Annotated in this window: 18 protein-coding genes and 2 pseudogenes; 16 read left to right on the forward strand and 4 right to left on the reverse strand. The window is 62.7% G+C overall.

What is annotated here, in order from left to right:
• Positions 1–33 precede the first annotated feature (33 nt).
• The 10 genes and pseudogenes from cysE to modC all read left to right on the forward strand — a co-directional run bounded on the left by cysE (position 34) and on the right by modC (position 8,542).
• Complete coding sequence (gene cysE / locus AUC68_RS14235) at positions 34–798, forward strand: serine O-acetyltransferase (protein ID WP_069438459.1); 765 nt, start codon at positions 34–36, stop codon at positions 796–798.
• Positions 785–1,129, forward strand: coding sequence for a nitrogenase stabilizing/protective protein NifW (gene nifW / locus AUC68_RS14240; protein WP_069438265.1), 345 nt, complete (start codon positions 785–787; stop codon positions 1,127–1,129). The genes cysE and nifW overlap by 14 nt, the downstream gene beginning before the upstream one ends.
• Before the next feature lie 215 nt (positions 1,130–1,344).
• Positions 1,345–2,190: an electron transfer flavoprotein subunit beta/FixA family protein gene (locus AUC68_RS14245; protein ID WP_069438266.1), complete on the forward strand. Its 846-nt coding sequence runs from the start codon at positions 1,345–1,347 to the stop codon at positions 2,188–2,190.
• An 18-nt stretch (positions 2,191–2,208) separates the two neighbouring features.
• Positions 2,209–3,336, forward strand: a complete 1,128-nt coding sequence (locus AUC68_RS14250; protein ID WP_069438267.1) for an electron transfer flavoprotein subunit alpha/FixB family protein — start codon at positions 2,209–2,211, stop codon at positions 3,334–3,336.
• Complete coding sequence (locus AUC68_RS14255; protein WP_069438268.1) at positions 3,333–4,640, forward strand: FAD-dependent oxidoreductase; 1,308 nt, start codon at positions 3,333–3,335, stop codon at positions 4,638–4,640. The genes AUC68_RS14250 and AUC68_RS14255 overlap by 4 nt, the downstream gene beginning before the upstream one ends.
• A 48-nt stretch (positions 4,641–4,688) precedes the next feature.
• Complete coding sequence (locus AUC68_RS14260) at positions 4,689–4,982, forward strand: ferredoxin family protein (RefSeq protein ID WP_069438269.1); 294 nt, start codon at positions 4,689–4,691, stop codon at positions 4,980–4,982.
• A gap of 464 nt (positions 4,983–5,446) precedes the next feature.
• Entirely contained in the window at positions 5,447–5,941 is a 495-nt protein-coding gene (bfr, locus tag AUC68_RS14270; RefSeq protein WP_069438271.1) for a bacterioferritin, read from the forward strand.
• 72 nt (positions 5,942–6,013) lie between these two features.
• Positions 6,014–6,784, forward strand: coding sequence for a molybdate ABC transporter substrate-binding protein (gene modA, locus AUC68_RS14275; protein WP_069438272.1), 771 nt, complete (start codon positions 6,014–6,016; stop codon positions 6,782–6,784).
• 14 nt (positions 6,785–6,798) lie between these two features.
• Positions 6,799–7,467, forward strand: coding sequence for a molybdate ABC transporter permease subunit (modB, locus tag AUC68_RS14280; protein WP_204377040.1), 669 nt, complete (start codon positions 6,799–6,801; stop codon positions 7,465–7,467).
• A pseudogene (gene modC / locus AUC68_RS16165) lies at positions 7,464–8,542 on the forward strand (molybdenum ABC transporter ATP-binding protein). Before modB ends, modC begins: the two are co-directional and overlap by 4 nt.
• Positions 8,543–8,875: 333 nt before the next feature.
• On the opposite strand, the pseudogene AUC68_RS16175 reads toward modC, so the two are convergent.
• Positions 8,876–10,192, reverse strand: a pseudogene (locus AUC68_RS16175) (MFS transporter); the annotation flags it as partial.
• 143 nt (positions 10,193–10,335) lie between these two features.
• Here AUC68_RS16175 and AUC68_RS14290 point away from each other — a divergent pair.
• On the forward strand, positions 10,336–10,614 hold the full coding sequence (locus AUC68_RS14290; protein WP_069438274.1) for a hypothetical protein: 279 nt from the start codon (positions 10,336–10,338) through the stop codon (positions 10,612–10,614).
• A 488-nt stretch (positions 10,615–11,102) separates the two neighbouring features.
• A complete protein-coding gene (locus AUC68_RS14295; RefSeq protein WP_069438275.1) occupies positions 11,103–12,167 on the forward strand; it encodes an LOG family protein in 1,065 nt (354 codons plus the stop codon).
• Here the strand turns inward: AUC68_RS14295 and AUC68_RS14300 are convergent.
• Genes AUC68_RS14300 through AUC68_RS16180 form a run of 3 tightly spaced genes read right to left on the reverse strand, consistent with a single transcriptional unit; the run spans position 12,068 to position 14,786 of the window.
• Positions 12,068–12,721 carry a response regulator transcription factor gene (locus tag AUC68_RS14300; protein WP_069438276.1) on the reverse strand — a complete coding sequence of 218 codons (654 nt, stop codon included), beginning with the start codon at positions 12,719–12,721 and terminating at the stop codon, positions 12,068–12,070. The two genes, AUC68_RS14295 and AUC68_RS14300, sit on opposite strands and share 100 nt — an antisense overlap.
• Positions 12,722–14,242 (reverse strand): histidine kinase, encoded by a 1,521-nt coding sequence (locus tag AUC68_RS14305; protein WP_069438277.1) that lies wholly within the window; start codon positions 14,240–14,242, stop codon positions 12,722–12,724. It lies immediately after the preceding gene.
• Entirely contained in the window at positions 14,235–14,786 is a 552-nt protein-coding gene (locus AUC68_RS16180) for a hypothetical protein (RefSeq protein WP_141701297.1), read from the reverse strand. Before AUC68_RS16180 ends, AUC68_RS14305 begins: the two co-directional genes overlap by 8 nt.
• Before the next feature lie 553 nt (positions 14,787–15,339).
• On the opposite strand from AUC68_RS16180, the gene AUC68_RS14315 reads away from it, so the two are divergent.
• The 4 genes from AUC68_RS14315 to AUC68_RS14330 all read left to right on the forward strand — a co-directional run bounded on the left by AUC68_RS14315 (position 15,340) and on the right by AUC68_RS14330 (position 19,410).
• Positions 15,340–17,247 (forward strand): methanol/ethanol family PQQ-dependent dehydrogenase, encoded by a 1,908-nt coding sequence (locus AUC68_RS14315; RefSeq protein ID WP_069438278.1) that lies wholly within the window; start codon positions 15,340–15,342, stop codon positions 17,245–17,247.
• 238 nt (positions 17,248–17,485) lie between these two features.
• Complete coding sequence (moxJ, locus tag AUC68_RS14320; protein ID WP_244500543.1) at positions 17,486–18,373, forward strand: methanol oxidation system protein MoxJ; 888 nt, start codon at positions 17,486–17,488, stop codon at positions 18,371–18,373.
• Between the two features lie 149 nt (positions 18,374–18,522).
• On the forward strand, positions 18,523–19,032 hold the full coding sequence (moxG, locus tag AUC68_RS14325; RefSeq protein ID WP_244500544.1) for a cytochrome c(L), periplasmic: 510 nt from the start codon (positions 18,523–18,525) through the stop codon (positions 19,030–19,032).
• An 81-nt stretch (positions 19,033–19,113) separates the two neighbouring features.
• Entirely contained in the window at positions 19,114–19,410 is a 297-nt protein-coding gene (locus AUC68_RS14330; RefSeq protein WP_069438280.1) for a methanol dehydrogenase [cytochrome c] subunit, read from the forward strand.
• Positions 19,411–19,510 lie beyond the last annotated feature (100 nt).

Below are 19,510 nucleotides of genomic sequence, written 5' to 3' on the forward strand. Positions count from 1 at the left end.
GTGACCGAGAGCGCAGACGTAACCGAAGCCGGCTTGGATGCTCCCACCGAGGCGGAAGCCGTCCGGGAGAAGACAGCGGCAACGCCGTCGCTTCTCCAACTGCTCCGCGAGGACCTTCATTGCGTCCGCTTGCGCGATCCCGCGGCCCGTGGCGAACTCGAAAGCCTGCTGACCTATCCGGGCGTCCATGCCGTGATCTGGCATCGCCTGTCGAATCGTTTGTGGAGACGGGGCTGGCGCTTTCCGGCCCGGTTCCTCTCCTGGCTCGGCCGCTTCCTGACAAACGTCGACATCCATCCGGGCGCGACCATCGGGCGGCGTTTCTTCATCGATCACGGCGCTGGCGTCGTCATCGGCGAAACGGCCGAAATCGGTGACGACGTGACGCTCTATCACGGCGTTACCCTTGGCGGCACCACCTGGTCTCCGGGCAAGCGCCACCCGACGCTCAAGGATGATGTGGTGGTCGGCGCGGGCGCGAAGATTCTCGGACCCATCACCGTCGGCCGGGGAACCCGCGTCGGCGCCAACTCCGTCGTCATCGACGATGTTCCCGGCGATGTCACGGTGGTCGGGATTCCGGCCAAGGTCGTGCACCCGGACGGCGCCGGCAGGAAGAGCGGCCGCATCGACCTGAACCATCATTTCATGCCTGATCCCGTGAGCGCGGCGCTCGCCCACATCATCGATCGTGTCGACTTTGTCGAAGCCCGGCTCGGGCTCTTGCAACGGCATGTTCGCGAAGGCCGATTCGAAGAACGCGCGACCGAAAGGAGCAAAGCCCATGACGACGCCTGATGAGACCGTGCTCGACAAGTTGCACGAGGCTTCGGCCGCGGAGGAGTTCTTCGACATTCTCGGTGTCGCGTACGACCCGAAGGTCGTGAACGTGGCCAGGCTCCACATTCTCAGGAGAATGGCGGAATATCTCGCAAGCGAGGATATTGAAGGCATCCCGGCCACCGTCGCCGAGGCACGCTGCAAGGCGGTGCTCGAGCGCGCCTACGAAGACTTCGTGCGGTCTTCGCCGATCGATGAGCGGGTTTTCAAGGTGCATAAAGAGGCCATCCAGCCGAAGGCGGAGCCAGAGGCACCTGCGAACTTCGTATCCCTCGATTCCCTGAAATGACGCCTCGCCGCCGGACCGCGGCAGCGCCTCTGTCGCGTTCCCGACACGCCCGTTCGTCGGGCGCCCGCGAACGCTATGTCGGGTTTCGAACGGCATGGCGTGCATCCGAACTAAGTCATTGGAAATACGTTTCTATTTCGGGCGGACCCGGCTTGGCACGCCGCTTGCTCCTTCAATCTGCAAGGCCGCACGCCTCTCGCTAGGAGCAGATCCAGATGCACATCGTCGTTTGCATAAAGCAGGTTCCGGACTCGGCGCAGATCCGTGTTCATCCGGTGACCAACACGATCATGCGCCAGGGCGTGCCCACGATCATCAATCCCTACGACCTGTTTGCGGTCGAAGAGGCCTTGCGCCTGCGTGACGTCCATGGCGGCGAGGTCACGGTTTTGACCATGGGGCCCGCCTCCGCCGAGGACTCCTTGCGGCGTGTCCTGACATTCGGCGCCGATCGCGCGGTGCTCCTCACCGATCGCTTCTTCGCAGGATCCGATACGCTGGCGACGACATTCGCGCTGGCCACGGCCATTCGGAAGATTGGCGAGACGTTCGGCGCGCCCGACATCGTCTTCACCGGCAAGCAGACCATCGATGGCGACACCGCCCAGGTCGGCCCGGGTATCGCCAAGCGACTCGACTTCCGCCAGCTCACCTACGTCTCCAAGCTCGTATCCGCCGATCCCGACGCCAAGGAGATCGTCGTCGAGCGCCGGTCCGAGGCCGGTGTCCAAGTCTTGAAGAGCAAGCTGCCGGTTCTCGTCACCATGCTCGAAGGAACCAACGAGATGCGGCGCGGAACGCTGGAAGAGGCCATCGCCGCCACCCGCGCCGAGATCGTCACATGGAGTGCCGCGGATGCCGGCGTCGAGGACATGCAGAAATGCGGTCTTCGCGGTTCTCCGACCATCGTCAAGAAGGTCTTCGCGCCGAGCGCCCGTTCGGAAAAGGCGGCGTTCGTCGAGGCCGAGGATCAGACGCCCGCGGAAGCGCTTGTGGAAGCGATCTTCGAGCGGCAGCCCGCGCTGCAAGAAGATCTCGCCGCGCTTGCGGGCGGATACTGAGCGGAAGGAGCCCGACGCATGGCCGAAGCCCCGAAAGCACCTTCGAAGCAGCCTCCAGCCGGGGGACGCGCGGCGTCGAAGAAGGAACTGCCGGAGCACTTCAAGTCGTACAAGCACGTCTGGGTGTTCGTCGAGCAAGAGCGCGGCCAAGCCCATCCCGTGTCCTGGGAACTTCTGGGTGAAGGCCGGAAGCTTGCCGACAAGCTGAAGGTCGATCTGGCTGCCGTGGTCTTGGGGCCCGAGGGCGAGGCGACGCAGCACGTGATCGGCGAAGCGTTCAACTATGGCGCCGACCTCGCCTATCTCGTCGCCGACCCGCTCCTCGAGGACTACCGGAACGAGCCCTACACCAAGGCCCTGACGGATCTCGTCAACACCTACCAGCCGGAGATCCTGCTTCTCGGCGCGACCACGCTCGGGCGCGACCTTGCCGGCTCCGTGGCCACGACCCTCCTGACCGGCCTGACCGCGGACAGTACGGAACTCGACGTCGACGAGGACGGATCGCTCGCGGCCACGCGGCCGACCTTCGGCGGTTCGCTTCTGTGCACGATCTACACGCTCAACTACCGGCCGCAAATGGCCACGGTCCGCCCCCGCGTGATGGCGATGCCGGAGCGCGTCGAGCGGCCCGTCGGCAAGGTCATCACCCATCCGTTGGGGCTGGTGGAGGACGACATCGTCACCAAGGTGCTGGACTTCCTTCCGGCGCGTGACTCCTCCAAATCGAATCTGGCCTATGCCGATGTCGTCGTGGCCGGTGGCCTCGGGCTGGGCTCGCCGGAGAATTTCCAGCTGATCCGGCAACTCGCGACGACGCTTGGAGCCGAATATGGCTGTTCGCGTCCCCTCGTGCAGAAGGGATGGGTGCCCAGCGACCGCCAGATCGGGCAGACGGGCAAGACCATCCGGCCCAAGCTCTACATCGCGGCGGGTATTTCCGGCGCCATTCAGCACCGGGTCGGGGTCGAAGGCTCCGATCTCATCGTCGCGATCAACACCGACAAGAACGCGCCCATCTTCGACTTTGCCCATGTGGGCCTGGTCACCGATGCGATCAGCCTGTTGCCGGCACTGACCGAGGCGTTCCGCAAGCGGCTGTCGCCTCACAACCGCGACAAGCTGGCGAGTAGGAGAGCGAGATGATCGACGAAAGGTTCGATGCGATCGTTGTCGGGGCCGGAATGGCCGGAAACGCGGCGGCATACACGCTGGCCGAGCGCGGGCTCAAAGTGCTGCAGCTCGAACGCGGCGAATATTCGGGCGCCAAGAACGTGCAAGGCGCCATTCTCTATTCCGACATGCTGGAGAAGATCATCCCGAACTTCCGCGAGGATGCGCCGCTCGAGCGGCATCTGGTCGAGCAGCGCTTCTGGATGATGGACGATCGTTCCCATACCGGCATGCAGTACCGGTCGGACGACTTCAACGAGGAGAAGCCGAACCGCTACACCATCATCCGCACCCAGTTCGACAAGTGGTTTTCCCAGAAGGTGCGCGACGCCGGCGCGCTGGTCATTTGCGAGACGACGGTCACGAGTCTCGTGCAGAACGGGGAAGGAAAGGTCATCGGTGTCCGCACGGATCGCAAGGACGGCGAGGTGCACGCCGATGTCGTGGTGCTGGCCGAAGGCGTCAGCGGGCTGCTGGGTACGCGGGCAGGGCTTCGCGAGCGTCCCGAAGCCGACAAGGTCGCGCTCGCGTCAAGGAAATGCCATTTCCTGCCGAGCGAGACGATCGAGGCCCGGTTCAATCTCAAAGGCGATGAAGGTGTCGTCATCGAGGCCGCGGGCACGATCTCCCAAGGCATGACCGGCATGGGCTTCATCTACACGAACAAGGAATGCATCTCGCTCGGGATCGGCTGTCTCGTGTCGGATTTTCAGGAAACGGGCCAGACGCCATACGATCTCATCGAGCGCTTCAAGATGCATCCCTCTGTCGCACCGCTCATCGCCGGCTCGGAAGTGAAGGAATATTCGGCCCATCTCATTCCCGAGGGCGGCTACAACGCCATCCCGCAACTCTATGGCGACGGCTGGGTCATGGTGGGCGACGCCGCTCAGCTTAATAACGCGATCCATCGCGAAGGCTCCAACCTTGCAATGACGTCGGGCCGCTTGGCGGCCGAGGCGATCTTCCAGGTCAAGTCGCGCCGCGACCCCATGACCGCGGAGAACCTCTCGCTCTACAAGAAGATGATCGACGACTCCTTCGTGATGAAGGACCTGAAGAAGTACAAGGACATGCCGGCCCTGCTGCATACGCAGTCCAAGAATTTCTTCCTCACCTATCCGCAGCTCGTTTCGAAGGCGATGCAGGACTTCCTGCGTGTGGACGGGACGCCGAAGATCCAGAAGGAAAAGGCTAGCCTGAAATCTTTTGTATCCGCGCGCTCATGGTGGGGGCTGGCCGGCGATGCGGTCCGTCTCGCCCGGGCGTGGCGCTAACGTGAGTCGATGCAACGCGTAACAACGACCTAACCGGAGGTACCGAAAATGACTGATCTTTCCGTGAGAGTGGAAGATAAGCTCTACCAGAATCGCTACCAGGTTGACTCGGGCAAGGTGCACATCAAGGTGCGCGAGCACGACAAGCCCAGCGGCCCGCTTCGCGCCTTGCTGACGGCCTGTCCGGCCCGTTGCTACGAGTTGAACGACAAGGGCCAAGTCGAGATCACGGCGGACGGCTGCATCGAATGCGGGACCTGCCGGATCATCGGCGAGGCGTCCGGCGACATCGAGTGGAACTACCCGCGCGGCGGCTACGGCATTTCTTTCAAGTTCGGCTAGCCTCGAAGGAGAGGGGGCACAATGTCTCGCCATCCAAGGTTGGCGCCGCCCCACGCGCCTATTCGGAGAGCCGGTTGATCGCGAAGCTCTCTGAGGTTGAGGCTCCGCAAGCCGATCTTTGCCGCCCCTCGCGTCTCGCCGGCGCCGGGAAGAGCATGATGGTGTGTTCTTGCCACACGATCTGCGAGAGCGACATCCATGACGTCGTTTCGTTACTGCGCACGAACGATCCCGCCGTGGTCCTCACGGCTGGGTTGATATGCCGCACGCTTGGCAAGCGCCCGCAATGCGGAAACTGCCTTCCTCAAGTGATCAAGATCATACTCGGTCTCGACGACGACGAGGATAGTCCGGATACTTTGATCTCATGCAGGGTGTCTTGCGACGATGCGTGCATGTTGGACCAACCGGGCGGTCGTCCCGGACAAGCCAACGAACCAACAACGATGAGGACGTAGCACGGCATGAAAGGCAACCCACGCATCATCGACTATTTGAACAGGGCCTTGACCAGCGAGCTCACGGCCGTGAACCAGTACTGGCTGCACTACCGGCTGCTCGACGACTGGGGCTACAAGAAGCTCGCCCAGAAGGAGCGCGAGGAATCGATCGAGGAGATGCATCACGCCGACAGGTTCGCGACACGCATTATCTTCCTCGAAGGCTTTCCGAACATGCAGAAGCTCGATCCGCTCATGATCGGGCAGAACGTCAAGGAAATCCTCGAATGCGATCTTAAAGCGGAATATGGCGCGCGCGCCCTTTATATGGAGGCTCGCGCCGCCTGCCGCGAAGAAGAAGACTATGTGAGCATGCTGTTGTTCGAGGATATTCTGAAGGACGAGGAGGGGCATATCGACCATCTCGAGACCCAGCTCGGCCTCCTGAACGACATCGGCGCGCAGAATTACGGTCAGCTCAATGCCGAGTCTGCCGATAACGTGGACGGTGGCGATTAGGGCGGCTGCTGCCGGTTCCCCGGGGTGCCAGCCATCTCTCTTGCCATTGCCCATGTTTAAGAAAGGAGCGCAATGGCACACGCCATCTTGAGATTTTGTGTCGGCCTCGCGATGGCGAGCCTGGCATGTCTGTCCGCCGAGCCCGTCCGCGCGGGCGAGGCGACTGTCGCCGTCGCAGCGAACTTCACCCTGGCCGCAAAGCGCATCGGTGCGGCCTTCGAGGCAGAGACGGGGCATCGCGTCGTCTTCAGCTTCGGCTCGACGGGGCAGCTCTTCACGCAGATCGCCCATGAGGCGCCGTTTGACGCGTTCCTGGCCGCCGATACCGCTCGCCCCGAGCGGGCCGAGACGGAGGGACTCGGTGTTCCGGGGACACGCTTCACCTATGCGATTGGGGTGCTCGTCCTGTGGAGCGCCGATTCCGATCTGATCGATGGATCGCCCTCCGTCTTGTCGGACCCCAAGCTTGCCCATGTCGCGATCGCGAACCCTGTCACGGCGCCCTATGGCGCTGCGGCGATCGAGACCATGACCAAACTCGGCGTGCTTCAGGACGTCAAACCGCGCCTCGTCGAAGGAAAGTCTGTCGGCCAGACCTATCAGTTCGTGGCCACCGGCAACGCGCCGGTCGGCTTCGTGGCGCTTTCGCAGGTTTCGGAAGACCCGTCCGGCTCGCGCTGGGTCGTGCCCGGCGACATGCATGATCCTCTACGGCAAGACGCAATTCTCCTGGCGCATGGCCGTGACAATGCCGCCGCCAAGGCGTTTCTGGAGTTTCTGCGAAGCGCCAAAGCGCTCAAGATAATCGAGGGACTAGGGTATGTTGTGCCGGACAAGGACTGAAGGAGGGCGCAGTCATGTTCGACTCGGCGATGATCGAGACGATCGTGCTCACGTTGCAGCTCGCGGCGGTGACGACGGCCGTTCTGCTTGTCGTCGGCATTCCGCTGGCGTGGTGGCTCGCGCGGAGTAAGGCCTGGGGCAAGGAAATCGTCGCGGTTCTCGTGTCTCTCCCGATCGTGTTGCCCCCCACGGTGCTCGGATTTTACCTGCTCATCGCCATGGGGCCGCACAGCCCCTTGACCGCGCTGGTGGGGCACACACTGCCCTTCACGTTCGAAGGGCTCGTGGTGGGATCGACACTCTATTCTCTGCCCTTCGTCGTGAACCCCATCCGCAATGCGTTCGAAGCGATGAGCGAGCGGCACTGGGAAGCCGCGGCGACGTTGCGGGCACGCCCGCTGGACGCCTTTTTCAATGTCGCCCTGCCGCTCGCGAGTCCCGGCATTCTGACCGGCGCCATACTGGGTTTCGCCCACACTATGGGCGAGTTCGGCGTCGTGCTGATGATCGGCGGCAGCATTCCCGGCGAGACCAAGGTTCTCTCGATCGCCATCTTCGAGTTCGTCGAGACCTTGGAATGGGGCAAGGCCCATCTTCTTGCGGGCGTGATGCTCCTGATGTCGTTTGCCGTGATTCTGGCAATGCGCTCCATCGAGTCGCGTTTCAAGAGCGAGCTCCCGTGATCGAAGCGCGCTTCTCCGGTCAACAGGGCAGTTTCCGGCTCGACGCCGAGTTCACCGCACCGGGCCAAGGTGTGACGGGCCTGTTCGGTCCTCGGGATGCGGCAAGACGACGGTGCTGCGCTGTGTGGCGGGGCTGACGCGTTTCGAAAAGGGCAGGTTGGTCGTCGATGGCGAGGTTTGGCAATCGGACCGCCGCTTCGTTCCCGTGCACCGGCGCGCGCTCGGCTACGTCTTTCAAGAGGCGAGCCTGTTTCCGCACCTTTCGGTCCGGGGCAATCTCGAGTTTGGGCAGAAGCGCGTGAAAGGAGACGCGCGCACGATCAGCTTCGACGACGTGGTCGAACTGCTCGGGATCGCGCGGCTGTTCGATCGCCCGACGGCCCATTTGTCGGGGGGCGAGCGTCAGCGCGTGGCTATCGGCCGGGCGCTCCTCTCGCAGCCGCGCCTTCTCCTGATGGACGAGCCTCTTTCGGCCCTCGACCGGCTGGGGCGCGAAGAGATCCTGCCCTATCTGGAACGGCTGCATAACGCCTTGTCGATTCCGGTCCTTTATGTCAGCCACGACATTGGCGAGATCGAACGGCTCGCGGACAGCCTGGTCCTCATGGAGCACGGGACCGTGCGGGCGGCGGGCCCCATCGCCGAATTGCTGGCCGATCCGTCCCTGCCGATGGTGCGCATGCCCGAGCCTGCGGCGGTTCTCGATGGAACCGTCAAGGCGTACGACCCGGGCTACGGTCTTGCCACGGTCGACGTGCCGGGCGGCACGCTCCTCGTGGCCGGCGAACTGGGGCCGACGGGAACGATCCGGCGGTTGCGGATCGCCGCCAGTGACGTGAGCCTTAGCCGCGAAGGGGTGACGGACACGACCATCTTGAACGCGCTGCCGGTCCGCATCGATTCTGTCGCCCCCGTTGGCGAGACGCAGATGACGGTCCGGCTCAAACTCGGAGCCGATGGAACCGGGGCGCCGCTCCTCAGCCGGGTGTCGCGCCTGTCCTGGGACCGGCTCGGATTTCAGCCGGGCGAGACCGTCGTGGCGCAGATCAAAGCCGTCGCGCTTGCCAAGGCCTAGCCGTCGGGGTTGGGTGTCAGCGTTTGGCGGGTTCGGCCGGATCAGCACGGCGCAGACGAGGGCACCGAGCAGCGCCATGAACATCATCAAGATCATGACACCGGAAAAGCCGTTGTCGAACGCATCCAGCATGGCACCTTGGAGCTTGTCTAGGTCCGTGTGCGGAACCTTGGCCATGGCACGTTCAATCTGACTTTCGGACCCATGAACGAGCGTGACCTTGAGGGCGTCCAGGTCGGACGTCTGGGATGCAAGGCTACCGACGGCCGGGTCGAGAATGTTGCGTTTGATCTGCGATACGACCACGCCGCCGAGGGCCGTTCCCGTGGCAAGACCGGCATACAGGGCCGTCGTGAGGACGCCCGATCCTTGACCCGCATGCGCGTCGGGCAGGGCGCCTAGCCCCAGGCGCGGCTGCAGCGCCAGGTTGAAGCCGACGCCCACGCCGAGGATCGCGAGCGGCCACCAGACCGCGCCGTAAGGCGTTTGATGGTCGATGTTGTGCATCACCCAGTAGCCTGCGGCCAAGATCAACATGCCCGCCACGAGCGGAATCCGGTACCTGCCGGCGGCTATCAGCCGGGGCAGCACCAGCGAGATCACGAACATCGCCCCTGTGAAGGGAAGGAGGGCGAGGCCGGCCTGCGCGGCGCTGAGATTCATGCCGTTGGGTGCTTGCAGGAACAGGTTCGTGAAATACAGCACGCCGATCTGGGTCACGCCGTTCAAGAACATGCCGATGGTCGCCGCGGCGTAGTCCAGATGCCGCAGGAAGCCCAATTCGATCAGGGGTTCGGCGGTGTGGAGTTCACGCCAAAGGAAGCCGGCACCGGCGGCTGCGGTCAGTGTGAACAGGGCGAGCGTCTGAAGAGAGGTCCAGCCGAGGAGCTGGCCGCTTGTGAGGCCGTAGAGGAACGCGGCCAGCACCACGAAGAGGAGCGCGATGCCGGGAAAGTCTATCCGCTTATCGGCATTGGGTGTATGCGGGACGAGACCCGCGCGAGCGACCCTAAAGCACAGGAACGCGGCAGCCGCCAGGATGACCACATCGAGGCCAAAGATCGCGCGCCAGCTGACGATGTCGGTCAGCGTGCCGCCGATGAGCGGTCCGAGAGCGAAGCCGAGAGCCATGGTCGCGGCCCAAACACCATGTGCGGACGCGCGCTTGTCGGGGGGCGCCGAGACGCTGATCAGCGCCACGGAGGTCGCCATCAGAGTGGCCACGCCCAATCCTTGAAAGCCGCGGCCCGCGAGCAGGATCACCGCATCGCCCGACAGGGCGATCGTGATCGAGCCGAGCCCGAACAGGCCAAGCCCGATGGCGAACATGCGAGTCAGGCCGAACGTGTCGCCGAAATGCCCCATGGCCGCGAGTGTCGCCGCCGCCGCGAGCATATAGAGGTTGATCACCCATTGGAGCGTGTCGACGTCGAGATCGAGGCTCGACTTGATGGCCGGCAGGGCCGTCATGACCGCGGTTGTGTTGTAGGCCACCGCGAAGGTGCCCGCACAGCCGCCGCGACCACCAGCCAGAACCCACCCTGGCTCCCCGCCTCGCGGCTCGTGTCTCTCATGAAGCCCCTCGCACCGATCCGACCCGCGCCCCGTCCAGCATACAGTGCCGGATATCCCGCGTCGCAACTGCGACACGGTCAATGTGGTCGATAGCGGCCGCGACGTCCACAGAGCGGTGTCCGCTGCATCGAGGACTCCGGTTCTCTTTTGATTGGCGTCAATGCGGTATGCTGGCCTAAGGATAGGTCAGACCAACTCAAATCCGGGATCGCCGCAGCATGGGACGTTTCATCATCTTTGCTTTGACCGTTTGTCTCGCGGGCGCGGCGCAATTAAGTGCCGCGAATGCCTCCGCGTATAGCGAGGCGGTGCGGAAATATTGCCGGGCCGACTATAAGAAGTATTGCGGTGAGTACGGGCTCGAAACGAACGCCTTGCGAAACTGCATGGATCGCAACGGCGACAAGCTGTCAGATGCTTGCGTGCGGGCGCTGGTACAGTCCGGCGAAGTCAGCCAGCGAGAGGTCGACCGGCGCCGCAAGAAAAAGACGCGTTGAGGCCGGCGAGTGCCGGCTGCGCTGCGATGAAATGGCCTATGCCGTTTCGCGGCGAAGCCCCTGGGAGGAGCAGTCATGAAAATGAATAGATGGGGGTTCGGCTTTGTCACGGCAGCCCTTCTGACGCTGATGAGCGCCGGCGCAGGGTTTGCTGCCGATTGGACCGGCCAATACCTCACAGAGGATTCCAAGGGCAACGCCTTCACCATCGTCCTCGGAGACGACGGCAACGCCACGGGCGAGAAGCAGGGCCATGCGATGGAGGGAAGCTGGTCGGACTCCGGCGATGGGGCCGTGATCAAATGGACGACCGGCTGGACGACCAAGCTCACCAAGGACGGCGACGATTATAAGAGACCGCGTTCCGTCCCGGGACGCCCATGTCCGGGAAACCCGCCAGCGCGGTTGCTGCCAAGAAGGTCGACTAGCACACGAGAGGGCCCCGCCGTGGGGCGCTTTTCCGCCAACCGGGCCGCGGCCTATCGCAGATGTCCAAGCAGCACGACGCTCGCCGCAACGAAGAGAAGGCCCTATGGGCCCGGATCGCCGAGGGGTCGGAGCCCGGGCGGGAACGGGTGCTGCGCGAGCTGTTGGCCGTGGAGCAGGCTGAAGGGCTGGAAGGCGACGACGCGCGCCCCTTGCGGCTCGCACAGGAGTTCCTGGAGGCCGATCTCATGCTGTCCGACGCCGGGATCGTCTCCACCATCGTCGTATTCGGCAGTCACCTTATCCTCTCGCCCGAGGACGCCGAGGCCGCCGTGAGGCGGGCCGAGAGCGCCGAGAGCCTGGCCGTCGCGGAGCAGCAGCTGAACCTCTCCGCCTGGTACGCCGAGGCGCGGCGGTTCGCAACGATCGTGTCGGAACGGGGCGGGGCACGCGCGGCCAGCGGCGCGCGGCGCAACGTCGTGGTCACGGGCGGCGGACCGGGCATCATGGAGGCCGCGAACCGGGGCGCCATGGACGCCGGGGCCCCTAGCGTCGGATTGAACATCGACCTGCCCGAGGAACAACCGGCCAATCCGTACACGACGCCGGAACTGACGTTCCACTTCCGCTACTTCGCCATTCGGAAGATGCATTTCGCCATGCGCGCCAATGCGTTGACGATTTTTCCGGGCGGGCTCGGCACCCTCGACGAGCTGTTCGAGGTGCTGACCCTGAAGCAGACGCAGAAGATGGCACCGATCCCCGTGCTCTTGTTTTCTCGCGCGTACTGGCAGGCGGTCTTGAATTTCGACGCCTGGTGGCGTTTGGTACAATTCGGCCCGAGGACGCCGCGTTGCTGGAGTTCGTCGACACGGCCGAAGAGGCGTGGGCCCGGCTGGTCCAGCACGGCCTGGAAACCCCCAAGCCCCTTCGCGAGCCGTAAGGCAGTCGCGCGTCTTGTGCGAGCCCCGCACATCGCCAGACAGCCGCGCCGTCGCGGCGCCGCGCGGTCTACGTCCAATGGAGCTTATTGCTTAAGCGTCTTGCCGGGCATCGAGGGCAGGTTCTCGATCGCAAGCCGCATGAGCTCGGGCAGGGATTGCACCCGCAACTTGGTCTTCAACTGACTGCAGGTATTCGCAATCGTCTTGTAGCTGACATGCAGGTCCGAGGCGATCTGCGCGTAGGATTTTCCTTCCGCCAGCAACGACAGGATCTGCAGCTCTCGCTCGGTGATCGCGTGCAAGGGGTTCTTGGTGTGTCCGCGGGCCTCCATGAACGCGATGTTGGAAGCCAGTTCGTGGCTGAGATACGGCACGCCGTTGCGGATCGCCTCGAAGGCTTTGACGATTTCGTCGCCTGACGTGTCCTTGAGGATGTAGCCGTTCGCTCCGAGTTTCAGCGCTTGCGACACGATGAAGGGATCGCTGTGCATGCTGAACACGAGAACGGGCGTCCGATTGTCGTGAAGACGCAGGCGCCGAATGAAGGAGAGCCCTCCGAGCGCGCCCGTACGCATTGCCAGATCGACGATGATCACGTCTGGCTTCTTGCTACGGTAGAGTTGAAACCCTTCCGCCAGACTTTCCGTCTGCACGATCTTCTTGGCGCCAGCGTATTTCAGAAGTTGCCGACAGCCTTCCAGCACGATGGGGTGGTCGTCAATTACGAGAACCTGCATTTATGAAACCTCGATATCTTCGAATGTCGCGGGCGCGGAGGCCCTCGCCTTGGCCCGCGCCGCGGTGATTGGAATGACGATCTCCAGCAACGTTCCTTTCGAGGACACGCTCTGGATATCCCAGCTGCCGGAGAGCGCGCGGACTCTCTCGCGCATGGCCGTCAGTCCGAAGCCGAGTGGCGTGTTCGGCGACAGGCCACGGCCGTCATCCTGAATGAGAAGCTGAAGCACTCTGGCGCCCCGCTTCAGACGCTTGTCGAAAAGGTCGACCCGAATGGCGCTGGCTCCGCCGTGGCGGATCGCGTTGGTCACGCCTTCCTGAATGCAGCGATAGATCGTCAGGTCGATGGCCTCGCCGTAGCGCTCGCCCCGGGTTCGCAAGGAGCAGGTGATGTCCACGTCCACGTAGCGGCGCTGCATTTCGCTGATGAGGTCGCGCGCCAATTCGGACAAGGCCACATGGCCGACCGCGACGGGGCGCAGCTTCTTCAGCATAACTCTGTTCATCTGCTTGAGCCGGTTGGTGATCGTCAGGATCTCGGTCATATGCTCGTCAATCTCCGCGGCCGGGGCGCCGCGCTGCTCCTTGGCGAGCCGTTGCGCCGACATGGCGTTGGCCATGATCCCGAACAGGCAGGGGCTCGCCTCGTCATGGAGCTCGTTGGCGATTTCGCGCCGTTCGTCTTCTTGGATGGTGAGCACCTGACCGTAGAGCCGCCCGTTCTCCGCACGGGTGCGTCCAAGGGTCTCCGCGAGCCGGTTGAAGCTCGATGTCATGTCACTCAGTTCCTTGACGCGCGGCGGTGTGAGGCGCGTGCCGTAGTCCCCGTCCTCGAGCCTGGAAAGCCCGCCGGCAACGTTGGCCATCGGGTCGAGCAGGCGCCCGAGCACGACATAGAGCGTCGCAAGGACCAGCAGGTCGATAACACCGACGACGGGCCCCAACGACGACAGGTCCGCCCAGACTTCGGCGATCTCGTCCGAGGGCTCGCCGGCGATTACGACGGTGCCGAGATCCCAGATTCGCGGGCCGTCGATCGCCGGCATCTCGATCATGACAACCGAGCCGGCGATCCTGTTCGAAAGGACGACATTGACCGTCTGCGGCGCGACCTCGGGTGCGATCAGGGCTTCAAACCAGTGTGGCGCGGGCGGCGGCAAGTCAGGGGCGCGCGACGTGTTCGGCGCCGGCGACAGCTGCACGAGATCACCGCTTGCGTCGGCCATGTAGATGCGCACGTGACGAAGCTTGCCGATGCGCAGGCGGCTCGAAAGTTGGTTCACCTTCTTGGAAAGATCTGCAGGGCGTACATCCGGCGACAGCGATTGGATGGCGACGCGCACGAAGTTCTTGGCAAGCTCGACGGAGGCCTCCATCTCGACCTTTGTCGCCTCGCGCGCATTGGCGACGAAGATGATTCCGATGACGGCGAGCGCAATGATATTGATGACGCCGATCACAATCATGAGCTGGATACGGATGGTTCTGTCGTACCAGATGGCGTTCAAGATGCTAGCCATGGTGCCGGTCGCTCCCAAGCATATGAAGGCTGAGACCTCCCAAGCGCTCCACGGCGTCGTCGCGATCGAAACCCTGCTGGCGAAGAATGAAGTATTGCTGGCACAGCGTGCCGAACCCTTGGAGGGCGCCGGGCTTGGCCGCGATGGGGACGAGGGCGGCGATGATGTCCGAGGCGTTCTCGTGGATGCCTTGCTCCGCGAGCATGTTCTCGACTTGGACCGCGCGGTTGGCGATCATGCGTGGCTCGTCGCCGAAACGGTGCGCGGCCAAGCCGAGTTCCTTTCGGGTAGCTTCGACCCGTGGATCGTTCTGGGGGAGCTCGGTTTTCGCGGCGCGGCTGGCGAGCCATTGCGCCGGGGAAATGGGGGAGCCCGTGTCCAGCCAGGTCATCTCGGCATAGACGGAGCCCCCTTCGTCCTGCGGGGCCGGCGTCAGCGTGCTCGTTTCGGATGCGTCGTCGCAGCCAGCGAGGCTGAGCGCCATCAGCACAACCGGAAAAAGGCGGGAACGCCGCGAGGGACGGGCGATGAGGGAAAGGGGCATGGCATGGGCAGCTCTTGGTTGTTCGGCAAGATGCCCGGACTGCACGCTCTTTCTTCGCTCGGTCTCCATGGCATCTACTCGGTAGCAATAATGTCACCAAGTTTCTTGCTACCGTTGCCCAATCCGTCTGCTCGGTCTTCCCGAAAAACTACCTCGCGGCGACCTTTCGGCGTGCGAATTCCCCAAACGCAACCGGGATAAAACGCACGACCGACCAGGCACTAATCCATGCATTTACGGTGAAGTAGCGCCCTCCGGTTTCGAGCAATGCTCCAGACGGGTTTCTGGGAATAGGCCCAAAGACGTTCCGACGAGCGTCGCCATAGACTTCGTTCACCGCTAGGGACGGCAGCATCCTGTCTTTGCAGGCTGTTCGCCTCTCCTGACATGGCCAGACTTCGACGCTTGGCTTGGCGGCTGTGTGAGGCTCAGACGGCATTGTTCGCTTGAGGAGCCGATGCACAGGAACCGAGCGGAGAAGACGAGGACCTCCGATCAAGAGGGCTCTCGGACTTCTTCGTCATAATGGGAGCGAAAACGCGAGGGTTCGCATATGAGGAGACTTCACAGTATTGGTGGGTATGTGTCGGCGTCATGCGTCGCGCTGGCCCTGGGTGGCCTTCTAACCGGGGCCGCCAACGCCAACGATCGCCTGATCGAGATGGCGAAGAATCCAGAAAACTACGTCATGCCGGGTCTCGACTACACGGCGGACAACTATAGTGAGATGGATCAGATCACCGCGGAGAACGTTAAGGACCTCCGTGTCGCTTGGACCTTCTCCACGGGTCTGCTGAATGGTCACGAAGGCACGCCGCTCGTGGTCGACGGCGTGATGTACGTCAACAGTTCTTTCCCGAACAACGTCTATGCGCTGGACCTGAAGAATCCGGGCAAGATCAAGTGGCAGTACAAGCCGAAGCAGGATCCCGCGGCCCGTGCCGTGGCATGCTGCGATCTCGTGAACCGCGGCCTGGCTTATTGGCCGAGCGACGACGCGAGCAAGACGCCCAACCTGATCTTCTCGAACCAGCTCGACGGCCACGTTGTGGCGCTGAACGCCGAAACGGGCGAGATGTACTGGAAGGTCGAGAACGCCGACATCAAGGTCGGTTCGACCCTTACCGTGGCGCCGTATGTCGTCAAGGATCTGGTCATCATCGGATCGTCGGGCGCTGAGCTCGGCGTGCGTGGCGTCACCACCGCCTACAACGTCAAGACGGCGGAGATGGTGTGGCGTCGGTTTGCGACCGGTCCCGACGACGAGATCGGCATCGGCGACGACTTCAACAAGGCCAATCCCCAGTATGGTCAGAAAGGTCTCGGCCTTGCGACTTGGGAAGACGATGCCTGGAAGATCGGCGGCGGCACCAACTGGGGTTGGTATGCCTACGATCCGTCCCTGGACCTGATCTACTACGCTCGGGCAACCCCTCGCCCGTGGAACGAGACGATGCGTCCGGGCGACAACAAGTGGACCATGACCATCATGGCCCGCAACGCCGACGACGGTATGCTCAAGTGGGGCTACCAGAAGACCCCGCATGACGAGTGGGACTACGCCGGCGTCAACGTGATGATGCTCTCCGATCAGAAAATCGACGGTAAGGACCTGAAGCTGGTCACCCACCCGGACCGGAACGGCATCATCTACACGCTGAACCGCGTGAACGGCGATCTTGTCCGTGCCGACTTCCTGGACGACACCGTCAACGTTTGGACGCATGTCGACATGAAGACGGGTATCCCGGTGCGTAACCCGGAATACGGCACGCGCATGGAGCACAAGGGCAAGGATATCTGCCCGTCGGCCATGGGCTACCACGACCAAGCCCACGACTCGTACGATCCGGAGCGGGGTCTCTTCTACCTCGCCATCAACCACATCTGCATGGATTGGGAGCCCTTTATGCTTCCCTATCGCGCCGGCCAGTTCTTTGTCGGTGCCACCCTGTCGATGTACCCGGGTCCGAAGGGCGACCGTGCCAACTATCTTGGTCTCGGTCAGGTCAAGGCCTACAGCGCGCCTGATGGCAAGTACAAGTGGTCGGTCATGGAGCGCTTCGCCGCTTGGGGCGGTACGCTCGCGACCAAGGGCGGTGTGATGTTCTACCCGACCCTGGATGGCTACTTCAAAGCCCGCAACTCCGACACCGGCGAGCTTCTGTGGAAGTTCAAGATGCCGTCTGGCGGTATCGGCTATCCGATGACCTACGAGCACAACGGCACGCAGTATGTCGCAGTGTACTACGGCGTCGGCGGCTGGCCGGGTGTTGGTCTGGTGTTCGACCTCCAGGATCCGACGGCGGGTCTCGGTGCCGTGGGTGCGTTCCGCAACCTGCAGAACTGGACCCAGCAGGGCGGTGGCCTCTTGGTCTTCTCGCTCGACGGCAAAGGCCCGTACAGCGAGGACGTGAATCTCGACGAGTACTCGAACGAGATCGTCACGGACGGAACCTAGTCAGACGAACGGTTCTGCCAGGCCGCGATTTCGCGGCCTGGCAGGGCTTCGCCTCCCCCGTAACTACCGTGGGATGCGGGACGTCCGGTGACCGGGACGCAAGGTGGGCATCTCCGCCACAACCTCCGAGCAAGACTGCCAAGAGTGTTGCGTCGTGATGCCCCCATCATCGTCCCATCGATGCGCCGGTTCTCGCTCTCCCCAAAACGAGAACGACACGTCTGCAAGGACAAGAACGATGGACAAGATAACGAAACTCTTCGGCAAAGCACTTTTGGCAAGTGTCGCCGTCTGCGCTCTCCTGACCAGCCCTGCACATGCGGCCGACGATGCCGATGGGACCGCGCAGGACATGTTGCGGGTCTGCGCCGGCGCCAAGGAGAATCCCTATTCCACGAAGGACGAAAAAGGCTTCGAGAACCGCATTGCAAAAGCGCTCGGCGAGGTCATGGGCAAGAAGGTGGTCTTTGCCTGGGAAGACAAGCCCGCGATCTATGTGGTGCGCGACCAACTGGACAAGAACAATTGCGATCTGGTGGTCGGCGTCGACACGGGCGATCCGCGCCTGCTCACGACGACGCCCTATTACCGCGCCGGTTATGTCTTCGTGCAGCCGGCGGACTCCGAGCTTGAAATCGAGGCGTTTGACAGCCCCGATCTCGCGCGGGCCAACAATGTCGGTTACGAGCCCGGCGGTCCAGCCGAAGTGATGATGGTGAAGCACGGCCTCTTCAGCAAGAACTTCAACTACGTGAAGTCGCTGACGAACTACAAGAGCTCGCGCAACCAGTTCCTGCGCATCGATCCCGCGCTGATGGTGAGCAATGTCCTGGACGGCAAGTCCGATGTCGCCATTGCGTTCGCGCCATCGGTGGCGCGCTACGTCAAGGAATCGGGCGGCAAGCTCAAAATGACGCCGGTGCCGGACAAGAATTTCCGCTTCGACGGCGAGCCGGTCCTGTTTCACTTCGATCAATCGATGGGCGTGCGCAAGGACGATAAGGAGTTCTTCGAGGAAGTCGAAGAGGCGCTGAAAAAGGCCAAGCCGGAGATCATCGAGATTCTCACCGATGAAGGCATTCCGGTCGAGGAGCCGACACAGCCGCCCGCAGGAACGAAGTCCTAGGATAACGAAGTCCTAGGATGTTGAACGCGGGCGTCTGGGCGCCCGCATGAAGAAGACTCGAGAAAGAAGATTTGAGAAGGAAGCGAAACGTAATGAGGCAGGGTTTTAAGGTTGCAGCTGTTGTGGCAGCGCTTTCGTTGATTCCGCTGATGGCTCTCGCCCAACAGATTCAACTTGTCCACACCATCACCGGAATGCCGCTCGATCTCAGTCTTTCTCCAGAGAATGGCCGAGATACGCCCGCCGTGAAGGAATCTTCTGAGACCGGCGTCAATCCCTACAACGGAGTCGAGAGCTGCATGCATGAGGCCGAGGAGGTGTACCTGACGGCGTGTTCGGGATGCCACGGTCATATCGGCGAAGGCAAGCTTGGCCCAGGTCTCAACGACGACTACTGGACCTATCCGAAGAACCAGACCGACAAAGGCCTGTTCGAGACGATCTATGGCGGTGCCCGGAGCATGATGGGACCGCAGGCGTCCGCCAGAACAATGGACGAGATCCTGTTGGTGATCGCCTGGATTCGTCATCTGTACAAAGGGGACGTCGAGGGTGCCGTCTGGCTCACCGACGAGCAGAAGGCGAACTTCGTTGCCTTCGACCCCGATCACCACAAGCCCGAAGCGGAAGAATTGGAATGCGAGATTCCCGCGCAGTGACCGCATAAAGAGCGGCCGGCGCGGAGAAGAAGACGGGAACACCGTCGGTAAAGTAGCGACTGAGCACGGAGGAACTGACCCATGACGACGATACTACGCATTACAGGCGCGGCGCTCGCAGGCGCTCTTGCGCTTGCCGTGACGGCTGGAGGCGCTCTGGCCTATGACGGCACCAACTGCAAGGCCCCCGGCAATTGCTGGGAGCCCAAGCCCGGCTACCCCGAGAAGGTCGCTGGATCGAAATACGACCCGAAGCACGATCCGAAGGAGCTCGCCAAGCAGGGTGACTCCATGAAGGAAATGGAAGCGCGCAACGCGAAGCGTTCCGAGAACTTCAAGAAGACCGGCACGTGGGTTTACGACGTTTCCAAGCTCTAGCTCTGTCTTGCTTCTCCCAGAGCTAACCCTCGGAACAGGGTGTCCATCACTGTTTTTCGGGGGCGGGGTGCAGCCTAGAGCTGCACCCCCTTTTGTCTTC

The organism is Methyloceanibacter methanicus (genome assembly GCF_001723285.1).
GTDB classification, from domain to species: Bacteria; Pseudomonadota; Alphaproteobacteria; order Rhizobiales; family Methyloligellaceae; genus Methyloceanibacter; species Methyloceanibacter methanicus.

Coding starts and splice junctions, on each gene's coding strand:
- modB (WP_204377040.1), top strand. CDS start 6,799: ATGTTCGACTCGGCGATGATCGAGACGATCGTGCTCACGTTGCAGCTC.
- AUC68_RS14315 (WP_069438278.1), top strand. CDS start 15,340: ATGAGGAGACTTCACAGTATTGGTGGGTATGTGTCGGCGTCATGCGTC.
- AUC68_RS14330 (WP_069438280.1), top strand. CDS start 19,114: ATGACGACGATACTACGCATTACAGGCGCGGCGCTCGCAGGCGCTCTT.
- modA (WP_069438272.1), top strand. CDS start 6,014: ATGGCACACGCCATCTTGAGATTTTGTGTCGGCCTCGCGATGGCGAGC.
- moxJ (WP_244500543.1), top strand. CDS start 17,486: ATGGACAAGATAACGAAACTCTTCGGCAAAGCACTTTTGGCAAGTGTC.
- moxG (WP_244500544.1), top strand. CDS start 18,523: ATGGCTCTCGCCCAACAGATTCAACTTGTCCACACCATCACCGGAATG.
- AUC68_RS14255 (WP_069438268.1), top strand. CDS start 3,333: ATGATCGACGAAAGGTTCGATGCGATCGTTGTCGGGGCCGGAATGGCC.
- AUC68_RS14250 (WP_069438267.1), top strand. CDS start 2,209: ATGGCCGAAGCCCCGAAAGCACCTTCGAAGCAGCCTCCAGCCGGGGGA.
- AUC68_RS14260 (WP_069438269.1), top strand. CDS start 4,689: ATGACTGATCTTTCCGTGAGAGTGGAAGATAAGCTCTACCAGAATCGC.
- nifW (WP_069438265.1), top strand. CDS start 785: ATGACGACGCCTGATGAGACCGTGCTCGACAAGTTGCACGAGGCTTCG.
- bfr (WP_069438271.1), top strand. CDS start 5,447: ATGAAAGGCAACCCACGCATCATCGACTATTTGAACAGGGCCTTGACC.
- AUC68_RS14290 (WP_069438274.1), top strand. CDS start 10,336: ATGGGACGTTTCATCATCTTTGCTTTGACCGTTTGTCTCGCGGGCGCG.
- AUC68_RS14300 (WP_069438276.1), bottom strand. CDS start 12,721: ATGCAGGTTCTCGTAATTGACGACCACCCCATCGTGCTGGAAGGCTGT.
- AUC68_RS16180 (WP_141701297.1), bottom strand. CDS start 14,786: ATGCCCCTTTCCCTCATCGCCCGTCCCTCGCGGCGTTCCCGCCTTTTT.
- AUC68_RS14295 (WP_069438275.1), top strand. CDS start 11,103: ATGTCCAAGCAGCACGACGCTCGCCGCAACGAAGAGAAGGCCCTATGG.
- AUC68_RS14245 (WP_069438266.1), top strand. CDS start 1,345: ATGCACATCGTCGTTTGCATAAAGCAGGTTCCGGACTCGGCGCAGATC.
- AUC68_RS14305 (WP_069438277.1), bottom strand. CDS start 14,242: ATGGCTAGCATCTTGAACGCCATCTGGTACGACAGAACCATCCGTATC.